1 protein-coding gene is annotated in these 13282 nt (G+C 38.8%); it reads right to left on the reverse strand.

Annotation, left to right across the window (positions count from 1 at the left end):
* Nucleotides 1–13282, reverse strand: a 13282-nt coding sequence (locus tag QZ289_RS07660) for an S-layer family protein (protein WP_295701224.1), incomplete at both ends; no start/stop codon positions are given.

The following is a 13282-nucleotide window of genomic DNA, read 5'->3' on the forward strand; positions in this document are numbered from 1 at the left end:
GGGTAGTGATTCGCCCATTTTGTTTATTAGTGATTCCATTAGTAAAGGTACCCTCATTATGCAAAATGCCTACACTCCCCTCATTGTCAAAGGCATTAGTTACTTGAGCGTTAGCTTTATTATTAAATTCAGTGAGCGTGGCATTTGGTTTGTTAAACACATCAGTGATTGTAGCGCTATTATCTACCTTAGTAATCTCTCCGCTATTGTCAATTTGAGCTATATTGCTATTGTTAGTTATCGTGCCGATATTGCCATTTGTTTGATTAGTGATCCCCCCTGTAATCGTGCCATCATTGAGGAGATTAGTTATCTTCCCACCGCCTTGATTGATAATGTTTCCGCTAATTTGCCCATCGGTATTGTTATTAAAGTTTTCTACCTTACCGGCATTGCTAAAGGTATTATCCACTAGCCCATCATTATTAAATGTGGTGATCGTAGCGTCTTTTTCATTATTCAAGCTATTAATCGTAGCATTGTTGTTATTGGTAAATTGGTTTATGGTTCCATTTGCTTGGTTGGTAAGGGTTGTAATCGTCCCGCTATTTTGTCCATTTTCGATAGTGCCGCTATTTGCTATTGCATCCATCGTGCCATTGGTTTGATTATTGAGATTCTTTAGCGTCCCGGCATTGGTGAGATTACCTACACTGCCTTGAGTGGCATTGCTAAAGTTATCGATTGTCCCGCCTGTTGCATTGGTAAGATTCTGCACTTCCCCGCCATTGTTGTTAAATGTTGTGAGTGTGCCGCTATTAGTGAAGTTTTCTACTACCCCATCAGTGGTATTATCAAAGGTTGTAATAGTCCCTTTGTTATCCCCACCTCTAATCGTGCCTTCGTTATTTACTGAATCTATTTGAGCGGTTGTAGAGATATTGCTTAGGCTATCGATTGTCCCATTTTGCTTATTCTCAATCGTAGTAATGGTGCTTTCATTCTCAATCTCTGTAATGGTGCCGCTATTATCGATAGTATCAAGGGTATTGCGGTTAATAATCTTATTGATTTGTCCTTGAGCCTCATTGGTTAGCCCACCTGTGAGAGTGCCCTCATTAGTGAGAGTGCCTATATTTCCTGTGCCTGTGTTTGTGAGATTGCTTAAAGTCCCTGTGTTTTGATTATTAAGATTAGTAATCGTGCCATCATTTCTAAAGTCAGCAGTCACACTTCCAGCATTATTAAATGTGCTAATGGTCGCTCCAGCTTCATTGCCCACTTCGCCTATGGTGGCATTTGCCTCATTACTAATCGTATTTATTGTCGCGCCATTTTCATTACTGATTTTATTGGTAATCTCTCCTTTGTTTGTAATAGTATCGAGTTGAGCTTTATTGACAATATCACCTATGGTTCCCCCATTGGGGCTATTTGGATCTTTTGCTTCATTAGTGATACCCCCTGTGAGCGTTCCCTCATTTGTAATCGTGCCTATGTTCCCTGTGCCGCTATTGGTGAGATTCTTCATAGTCCCGCCGGTAAGGTTATTTAAATCAGTGATACTTCCATTATTCGTAAAGTCATTTGTGATTGTCCCGCTATTATCTAATGTAGTGATACTCGCCCCATTATTGTTATTAAGGTCTGTGATTGTCCCTTGATTTTCAATTTCAGTTATATCGTTATGATTATCTATCGTGCCTATATTTCCGCCTGTTTGATTGGTAAGCTTCCCATCAAGCTGCCCCTCATTTTTAAGCGTCGTAATCGTGCCTGTGCCAGAGTTGGTAAGATTATGCAAGATTCCAGCAGTATTGTTATTAAGCGTCGTAATCGTGCCATTATTAGTAAAGTCATTTGCTACTTCTTGATTATTGTCAAATGTCTCTATCGTGGCATTAGCATTATTGGTAAGCTCGGTAATAGTCGCATTATTTTCTACTTTTGTAATACTCCCGCTGTTATCGATTTTATCTAAGTCTTGGTTGTTGGTAATATTGCCGATTGTTCCGCCACTCTCATTGGTGATTCCCCTTGTGATTGTGCCATCATTGGTAATGGCTTCAATAGTCCCGCTTTGTTTATTGGTAATGCCATTGGTAAATGTGCCATCATTGTCAATTTCCTTTATAGTGCCATAATTGGCAAATTCTTGTGTAACCTCACTATTTGTAGTATTTGCAAACTTATTAATCTCCGCTCCAGCATTATTAATCACTTCAGTAATGGTCGCATTATTGGTTACATCACCGATTGTCCCACTATTATCAATCTTATCAATGTTTTGATTATTTTCAATTTCTTTAATGTTTCCGTTATTTTCGTTTGTAATCCCCCCTACGAGTGTGCCATTATTGGTAAGTTTATCAATAGTCCCTGTTCCAGCATTGGTAAGATTATTGAGTGTCCCGCCTTGATTGTTATTAAGCGTCGTAATCGTGCCTCTATTGGTAAAGTCATTTTGCACCTGTGAATTATTATCAAATGTCCCTATCGTGGCATTGACTTCATTATTCAAAGTATCAATCGTAGCATTATTAGTAAATTGATTAATAGTCCCATCTGTGCTGTTCGTAAGGGTCGTAATATCGCCATCATTTCTCCCGTTTGTAAGCGTGCCGGTATTTATAATAGAATCTACTTGCCCATTGGTCTCATTCCCAAATGTCGCTATCGTTCCGGCATTGATGAGTTCTCCTACACTACCTTGAGCAGCGTTGTTAAAGTCAGTTATTGTGCCACCTGTTGCGTTAGTGAGACGTGTTACCTCTCCCCCATTATTGTTAAAATCAGTTATCGTGCCAGAGTTAGTAAGCCCATTAACGACCCCATTGATATTATTATCAAATGTGGTAATTGTCCCTTGGTTATTCCCGCCATTGATACTGCCCTCATTATTCACAGAATCCATTGTGCCGGTGGCGGTATTGTTTAGGTTAGTAATCGTCCCACCTTGCATATTGTTAATATCTGTAATATTGGCAGTGTTATCAATCGTGGTAATCTCCCCGCTATTATCAATCTTAGCAAGTTGTTGATTATTTTGAATGGTAGTAATGGTCGCGTTATTTTCATTTGTAATTCCTGTATTTATAGTCCCATCATTAGTAAGTGTAGTAATGGTCGCGCCATTTTTATTGGTAATACCTTGATCAAATGTTCCGTTATTATTGTGGAGAGTATTCACTTGCCCTTGATTTTCAAAGGCATTTGTTACATTGCCTTGATTGTCAATCTTGTCAATCGTGGCGTTTTGGTTATTGGTAATCGTGGTTATTGTGCTGTTATTTTGGTTAGTAATTGTGCCAATATTTGCATCTGCTTGGTTGATGATTTCTGTTAGGGTTGCGCCATTTTCATTAGAGATAGAGGTAATTTCTCCACTATTATTAATGTTTGCTAAGTCATTTTTATTAATGATGTGATCTATCTTTCCGCCATCAGGAGTTGTGCCTTTTTGGTTAGTAATGCCTCCTGTGAGTGTGCCTTCATTGGTGAGTGTGTCTATATGCCCAGTTCCAGAGTTGGTAAGATTACTTAGGCTTCCTGTGGTTTCATTATTAAGGGTAGTAATCGTGCCATCGTTGGTAAAGTCATTATGCACAGTTCCAGCGTTAGTAAAGGTCTCAATGGTTGAATCTACTGCATTGGTAATATCTGTAATATCTCCTGTGCTTTGGTTATTAATCGTAGTAATGGTTGCACCCGATTCATTGGCGATAGAAGTAATAGTTCCGGCGTTATTTATCGTATCTAAGTCGTTTCTATTCATAATGCTATCAATTTGTGCGTTTGTCTCATTGGTAATCCCACCTGTGAGTGTGCCTTCATTGGTTAGAGTGCCGATACTTGCATTGGTGGCATTGGTAAGATTATTCATACTTCCTGTGGCATTGTTATTAAGCGTAGTTATTTGCCCCTCATTTCTAAAATCATTTGTTACGCTTCCGCTATTATCAAACACATCTATTTGCCCGGTGGCATTGTTATTGAGGTTAGTAATCGTCCCACCCTCTTGATTATCTATCCTTGTAATGTTGCTAGAGTTATCAATTGTGCCTATTGTGCCCCCATTTTCATTGGTAAGAGTGCCATTGAGTGTGCCCTCATTTTTGAGAGTGCCTATGTTACCTGTCCCGGCGTTGGTTACATCATTCAATGTTCCGCCGGTATTATTATTGAGATTATCTATTGTTCCCTCGTTTGTAAAGGCATTAGTTACGTTGCCTTGATTATCAAAAGTCTCTATCTTTGCATTTGCAACGTTAGTAAGTTCAGTTATCGTAGCATTGTTATCTACCTTTGTAATGTTCCCACTATTATCTATCTTATCTATATTTTGGTTATTCGTAATCGTGCCAATCTCCCCGCCACTTTCATTAGTGATACCATTAGTAATTGTGCCATCATTGGTAAGGTCAGTAATCGCCCCACCATTTTTATTGGTGATGCCTTGATCAAATGCCCCTTGATTATTTAATGTAGTAACCGTGCCTTCGTTATTAAATTCATTGGTTACCCTGCCTTGGGTTTGATTACTAAATTCATTTATAGTCGCGTTAGCTTTATTAAACACATCTGTAATCGTGGCGTTATTATCTACTTTGGTGATTGTGCCAGAGTTATCAATCTCTGTAATATCGCTATTATTCGTAATCGTGCCAATCTCCCCGCCACTTTCATTAGTAATCCCGCCAGTAATGGTGCCATTATTAGTAAGATTATCTATCACACCGCTATTTTGGTTAATAATATCTCCGGTGATTTGCCCTCCAGTATTGTTATTAAAGTTTTCTACTTTCCCCGCATTGCTAAAGGTATTATCAATGCGCCCACTATTATCAAATGTCTTTATCGTGCCATCTTGTTGATTATTCAAATTATTAATCGTAGCATTATTAGTAAAGTTCTCTATAGTTCCATTGGCAGCATTGGTAAGGTTAGTTATATCTCCCTCATTTGTCCCATTAGTAATCGTTCCTGTATTGGTGATTGTCTCAATTTGGGCGTTGGTTTGGTTATTAAGATTATTCATTGTCCCAGCGTTACTAAGATTCTCTACCCGCCCTTGGGTGCTATTAGTGAAATTATTGATTGTCCCATTTTGTGCGTTAGTGATAGTTCGCACTTCTCCGCCATTATTATTAAAGTTTGTGAGTGTGCCACTATTGGTAAAATCCTCTACTACCCCTGCTGTCTCGTTATTAAAATCTGTGATTGTCCCCTCATTATTCCCGCCTCTAATCGTGCCTGTATTATTGATAGAATCTATTGTAGCTGCGGCGTCTGTGTTATTAAGGTTTTCAATAGTACCGCTGTTATTGATATCTGTAATGCTAGAGGTATTATTCACATCAGTAATATTGCCTTGGTTATCGATACTCGCTAGGTTGTTATTGTTATTAATCGTAGTAATCGTGGCATTTGCTTCATTGGTAATCCCGCCAGTAATCGTATTATTATTGGTAATATCAGTGATACTCCCGCCATCCTTATTGGTGATACCATCTTGGAAAGTGCCATCATTGGTAATCGTCCCGACATTACCCTCATTTTCAAATTTATTAGTAATCGTGCCATCATTATCAATGCTATTAATGGTAGCTCCTTGATTATTTGTAATAGTCTCTATCGTGCTACCTTGTTTGTTATTCATACTATCAATAGTCGCGCCATTATTATTAGTAACCTCTGTGATGGTGGCATTATTATCGTTGTTGATCGTGGTAATGTTCCCGCTATTATCAATGCCCTCTAAGTCATTATTATTATTAATCGTGCCGATAGTCCCGCCATTTTGTGAGCCTTGCGCTCGGGCTTCATTGGTAATCTTCCCGGTGAGAGAGCCATCATTGGTGATTGTGCCTATGTTACCCGTGCCGGTATTAGTGAGATTATTCATCTCTCCAGTGGCTTGATTATGCAGTGTGGTTATAGTCCCCTCATTTCTAAAGTCATTGGTAATTTCTCCAGCGTTATTGATAGTATCAATACGCGCTCCGTCATTATTAGTAATATCTGTTATCGTGCCGCGATTTTCATTGGTTATCGTGCCAAGCGTGGCGTTATTTTCAATCTTAGTGATAGTGCCTTGGTCTTTATTGGTGATTCCCCCATTGAGCGTGCCATCATTCGTAAGTGTGCCAATATTTGCTCCACTTGCATTGGTGAGATTATTCATTGTCCCACCAGTTTGGTTATTGAGTGTGGTAATAGTGCCCTCATTGGTGAAGTCATTTGTGATTGTTCCGGTGTTATTGAGCGTAGTAATAGTGCCTGTGGTTTGATTATTTAAATCATCTATTGTGCCTTGATTCTCAATCTGGGTTATAGTGCTGTGATTATCAATCGTGTCAATAGTGCCACCATTTTCATTAGTGAGCGTGCCATTGAGGTTTCCCTCATTTTTGAGAGTGCCTATGTTACCGCTCCCAGCGTTGGTGAGATTATTTAATGTCGCGCCTTGATTGTTATTGAGCGTAGTAATAGTCCCCTCATTTCTAAAGTCATTGGTTACTTCATCATTATTGTTAAATGTGCCAATAGTAGCACCCTGATTATTAGTGAGCTCTGTAATCGTAGCATTATTTTCTATCTCTGTAATCGTGCCAGAGTTGCGAATATTGCTTATATCTTGATTATTTTCAATTTTGCCAATATTCCCTTGGGATTCATTGGTAATCCCTCCAGTGATACTCCCATCATTTGTAATCGTAGTGATACTCCCGCCATCCTTATTGGTGATACCATTTTGGAAGTCTCCGGTGTTATTTATTGTGCTTACATTTCCTTGATTTTCAAAGGCATTAGTTATATTCCCGGCATTGGCTATCTCTGTGATAGTTGCACCATTTTCATTGTTAAGCGTTGTAATCGTATTGTTGGCGGTGTTATCGATTTTTGTAATTGTGCCGCCATTTTGGTTATTAATCGTAGTAATAGTGGCATTATTTTCAATAGTGCCTATATTACCGGTATTTTCAATTTGTGAGAGGTCATTATTACTGATGATAGTGGTAATTGTGCCGCCATTTTCGTTGGTGATACCCCCACCTATGATTTCCCCATCATTTTTAATCGTAGTAATCTCTCCGCCATTTTGATTAATGATATTGCCATTAATGCGCCCATCGGTATTGTTATTAAAAGCCTCTACCTTCCCGGCATTGCTAAAGGTATTATCAATCAATCCATCATTATTAAAGGTTGTAATAGTTGCCCCGGCGTTGTTATTAAGGTTAGTAATCGTAGCGTTATTGTTATTGGTAAATTGGTCGATAGTCCCGCCATTTTGGTTATCCAGCGTCGTAATCGTGCCGCGATTTTGTCCATTTTCGATAGTGCCCGTATTTCCTATTGTATCGATTTGCCCTTGGAGTTCATTATTGAGATTCTTGAGTGTCCCGGCGTTACTAAGATTATTTACACTACCTTGAGCAGCGTTAGTAAAGTCAGCTATCGTGCCTGCGGCTGCATTGGTAAGATTCTGCACTTCACCACCATTGTTATTAAAGCTATTGATTTGAGAGCTGTTTGTGAAGTTCTCCACAACGCCATTACTAGTATTATCAAATGTGGTAATAGTCCCTTGGTTATCCCCACCTTTAATCGTGCCATCATTGCTAATAGTCCCCATTGTAGCGTTTGCAGCAATGTTATTCAAATTTTCTATTGTCCCGCCTTGCTTATTCTCAATATCAGTGATATTTGCGCTATTATCTACCTTTGTAATCTCCCCGCTATTATCTATCTTATCTATATCTTGGTTATTGGTAATCGTGCCAATAGTCCCGCCACTCTCATTTGTGATTCCCACATTTATAGTGCCATCATTAGTAAGCTCTGTGATAGTCGCACCATTTTGATTGGTAATGCCTTGATTAAATGTTCCGTTACTATTGTGGAGATTGGTTACACTACCTTGATTGTCAAAGGCATTGGTTACACTACCTTGGTTGTCAATCTTATCAATCGTGGCGTTTTGGTTATTGGTAATGGTGGTTATCGTGCTTCCTGTGGTATTGGTAAGAGTGCCAATGTTACCATCGGTGTTGTTTGTAATGTCTGTAATGGTGGAGTTATTCTCATTGCTAATGCTTGTTATCTCGCCGCTATTCTCAATCCCTGCGAGATTATTTTTATTAATGATATTATCGATTGTCCCACCATTTTGGGTATTAGGGTCTTTGGCTTCATTGGTAATCTTACCTGTGAGGTTTCCCTCGTTAGTGAGAGTCCCTATATGCCCAGTCCCAGAGTTGGTAAGATTATTTAAAGTCCCGCCATTTAGGTTATTAAGATTGGTTATCTCTCCATTATTTGTAAAGTCATTTTGCACGATTCCAGCATTATCAAATGTAGTAATGCTAGCATTTGCTTGATTTTCTACTTCTTGTATGCTCCCACCAGCTTGGTTATCGATTTTTGTAATGCTTGCATTGCTTTCATTGGTGATTTTATTATTAATGCTCCCTCTATTTGTAATCGTATCAAGTGTGGCTTTATTAATAATATCATCGATTTGTGCGTTAGTTTCGTTTGTAATCCCGCCATTAAGTGTGCCCTCATTGGTTAGAGTGCCAATACTTGCATTGGTAGCATTGGTAAGATTATTCATACTTCCTGTGGCATTGTTATTTAAGGTTATGATTTCTCCATTATTAGTAAAGTCATTGGTTACTTCCCCGCTATTATCAAAGGTCGTAATACTCGCATTAGCTTTATTGTCAATATTGGTAATCACCCCGCCATTTTGGTTGGTAATAGTCGTAATATTCGCGCTATTATCGATATTGGTGATTGTGCCGGTATTATCTATACCATCTATATCGCTGTTATTGGTGATTGTCCCAATGTTCCCACCAGATTCATTTGTAAGTGTCCCTGCGAGATTCCCTTCATTAGTAATATTATCAATGCTTCCGGTGCTGGAGTTGGTTAAGCCATTCATCGTTCCACTAGTATTATTGTTAAGATTGGTTATCTCTCCTTTATTAGTAAAAGGATTGGTGATTGTCCCAGAGTTATCTAATGTGGTTATCTTTGCGCCATCTTCATTGGTTAAATCCGTAATTGTGGCATTTTGTTGATTCTCTATCTGCCCTATCTCTCCGGCATTATTATTAATATTAGTGATAGTGGAGGTATTAGTGATAGAATTGATATTACCCTCATTTGTGATACTTGAGAGGTTATTGTTATTGGCAATAGTAGTAATGCTCCCGCCAGATTCGTTAGTGATACCATTGGTAATAGTGCCATCATTAGTAAGTGTGCCTATATTCCCACCATTTTGGTTGGTAATCCCTGCATCAAAGCTCGCTCCAGTATTATTATTAAGCGTATCTACCGTCCCGGCATTTTCAAAGGCATTAGTGATACTCCCGCTATTTTCTAGCGTAGTAATTGTGCCTTGCGCGGTATTATTAATGCTCTCTATCGTGTTACCGGTAGTGTTATCAATAGTGCTTATTGTGCCAGAATTTGTAATATCAGTAATAGTATTATTATTATTTACACTTGTAATCTCCCCAGAGTTATTGATAGACGAGAGAGCGGAGTTATTCTCAATCGTAGTAATTTGTGCATTTTGTTCATTAGTAATGCCATTAGTAATCGTGCCATCATTATTTATCGTGGTGATTTCCCCACCGCTCTTATTATTTATCTCATTAAAGGTTCCGGTATTTTCAATAGTGGTTACTTGCCCTTGGTTATCAAAGGCATTGGTTACATTACCTTTATTATCGATAGTATTAATTGTGCCATTATTTGCGTTAGTGATAGTATCGATTGTCCCTTGGGCTTCATTATTAAGATTCGTTACATTCCCGTTTGCTTGGTTATTAAAAGTATTAATTTGGGAGTTATTAGTTACATTCTCCATCGTAGCGGAGTTATTGACATTGTCAATCGTGGCATTATTGGTGAGCGTTTCAAAGGTCGCGCCATTGCTATTATTGATAGCAGCGATATTTCCTCCGGCATTGTTATTAAAGGTCTCCACTCTTGCAGTATTTCCGGTGTTGGTTAAATTTGTTATCGTGCCTTCATTGCTCCCTGTGGTAATTGTGCCGGTATTAGTGATTGTCTCCATTGTAGCGGTGTTTTGATTATTAAGATTAGTAAGACTCCCAGCGTTATTAAGATTCTCTACTCTCCCTTGTGTGGCATTGGTAAAGTCAGTTATCGTGCCACCTGTTGCGTTAGTGATAGTTTGCACTTCGCCGCCATTGTTGTTAAAGTTATTGATTTGATTGTTATTCGTGTAGTTTTCTACGACACCATCAATTTCATTATTAAAATCTGTGATTGTCCCCTCATTATTCCCGTCTTTTATCGTGCCTGTATTATCAACAGAATTTATTGTAGCTGCCGCAATTGTGTTATTAAGATTTGCTATCTCTCCACCATTTTTATTCTCCACTCGCTGTATTTGAGCGGCATTATTCACATCGTTAATATTCCCGCTATTATCGATAAAGTCAATATTTTGGCGATTATTGATTGTTCCTATCGTGCCTTTATCTGCGCCATTTGCTTCATTGGTAATCCCTCCGGTGAGATTCCCATCATTATTAAGCGTAACAATGCTCCCTGTGGCATTATTATGGAGATTATTAATGGTGCCGTTATTTTCATTATTAAGCGTAACAATGCTCCCGGCATTTTGGAAGTCATTAGTGATATTGCCAGAGTTATCCAGTGTGGTGATAAGGGCATTTTGCCTATTGAATAGTTCCGTAATAGTGCTATTATTATCCAACGTTGTAATCTCTCCGCTATTATCGACTTTAGGAAGTTGCTGATTATTGGTTAATGTACCGATCTCCCCACCGCTCTCATTAGTGATTCCATTAGTAATCGTGCCATCATTGGTAAGATTAGTGATCTCCCCACCGCTCTTATTGGTGATACCATCTTGGAAAGAGCCGCCATTTTGGTTATTAAGGCTAGTTACATTTCCCTCATTTTCAAAGGCGTTTGTTACACTTCCGGAGTTATTGAGCGTTGTGATATTCGCTCCGGCATCATTGGTTAAAGTGCTAATCGTGCTATTAGCATTATTGCTGATAGTGTCTATTGTCGCGCCTTGATTGTTGGTAAGAGAAGTAATCGTTTGATTATTATTAATAGTCGTTACGTTCCCGCTATTGTTGATATCGCTAATGGTATTGTTATTCGTAATAGTGTCAATAGTTGCATTTGCATTATTGGTAATAGTCGTAGTTGTCGTGGTGTTTTCTATCTCTGTTATCGTGCCGCTATTGGTGATAGAATCAAGAGCTGTGGTGCTTTGTTGAATGATTTTAGTTATACTCCCGCCATTTTGATTAGTAATCCCACCTGTGAGCGTGCCATTATTGGTAAGCGTGCCTATATTTCCCGTGCCAGAGTTTGTGAGGTTAAGTAAGATCCCTATGCTTTGGTTATTAAGAGCAGTGATAGTCCCATCGTTTGTGAAGTCATTGGTTACATTCCCGCTATTATCAAGGGTCGTTATGGTCGCTCCTGTTTGATTTTGCAAGGTATCTATCGTGTTTTGATTATCTATCCTTGTGATTGTTCCGGCTTGGTTATCAAGGGAGTCAATCTTATTGGTATTTGTAATTGTTCCCATTGTGCCGGTATTTGTGGCATTTTGCACTGAGCTATTATTCGTAAAGGTTTGAAAGTTACCTCCGCTGTTGGTAAGATTTGCTATATCCCCGCCATTATTATTTGTAAAGTCAGCTATCGTGCCTCCCGTGTCGTTGGTAAGGTCAGTTATACTCCCGCTATTTTGCCCATTAGTCATCGTGCCAGTATTGGTGATACTATCGATTGAGCCATTAGTTTGATTATTGAAGTTGGTTAAAGTCCCAGCATTCTCCAGCGTAGTAACACTACCCTGTGTATTATTGGTAAAGGTAGCTATGCTCCCCCCATTAGCGTTGGTAAAGGTATCGACACTCCCACCATTATTATTAAAGTTCTGTATTTGCCCTCCACTTTGGTTAGTGAAGTCATTTATATTCCCGGTAGATTCATTATTCAAGGTAGTTATCTGTCCAGAGTTAGAGCCTTGTGTGAGTGTGCCTAAATTATCTAGGCTAGTAATGACAGAGTTTGTCCCTGTATTTGTGAGGCTTGTTATCTCTGCATTATTTTGATTGGTAATGCTATTAATGCTCCCAGCATTTTGATTGGTAAGATTCGTAATGAGATTGCTATTATCTATCGTGTTAATAGTTTGGCTATTTGTAAGCGTATTTATCGTGCCATCATTGTCGAGGGTAGTATTGATAGTCCCTTGATTCTCTAGGGTGGTAATGTTTCCTGTTGAGCGGTTATTCAGCCCATTCATCAGACCTGTGTTAGTATTTTGCAGGTTATCGATAGAGCCGCTATTTTCTAAAGCATTTGTCATAGTCCCAGCATTTTGAAGGGTATCAATCTGTGCATTCACATTATTAGTAAGCGTGGTTATCGTGCTACCTGTGGTATTATTCAAGTTAGTGATACTTGCATTGGCATTATTGGTTAGGTTTGTTATCGTTGCCCCATTCTCATTGGTCGCGCTCCCTATAGTCCCACTATTAGTAAGAGAGCTTAGGGCGTTTCTATTAGCAAGAGTATTGATAGTCCCACCCATTTGATTGGTGATACCATTATTCATATTGCCTTCATTAGTGAGCGTCGTAATCCTGCCTGTCCCAGAGTTTGTGAAGTTTGTAAAATTCCCGTTTGTTTGGTTATTTAATCTGTTTATCATACCATTATTGGTAAAGTTATTAGCAACGCTGCCATTATTATTCAATGTCCCAATATTGGCATTAATATTATTGTTAAGAGTGGTTATGGTTCTGTTGTTGGTTAATGTAGTGATATTGGCATTAGGATTATTACTTAAAGTAGCGATATTCCCAGTATTTTGAAGGCTAGTGATGAGTGAGCGCTGCCCTGTATTTGTGATAGTGGTAATGGTGCCTGTATTATTAAGCGTTCCTATAGTGTTTGTCCTATTTGCAGCATTTTCATTAGTGATAGTTGTAATGGTTCCTGCATTAGTGATAGTCCCAGTATTCCCAGAGCTACTAGAGGAGCCGCCATTATTATAACTCGTGATAGTCCCACCTACTTGGTTATTCAAGGTAGTTATGGTATTAAAATTTCTAACCCCACCAGTGATAGTCCCACTATTAGTAAGAGTCCCAATAGTCCCTGTTTGACCATTTCTTACCAGCGGAGTAATAGTCCCCGTATTATTAAGCTGAGTGATTGTCCCTCCACCAGTCCCATTACTATTAGAGTTATTAAACGTCGTGCTAATAGTCCCTGCATTTGTGAAGTTATTTAT

The sequence above is a fragment of the uncultured Helicobacter sp. genome (assembly GCF_910577135.1).
GTDB classification, from domain to species: Bacteria; Campylobacterota; Campylobacteria; order Campylobacterales; family Helicobacteraceae; genus Helicobacter_C; species Helicobacter_C mastomyrinus.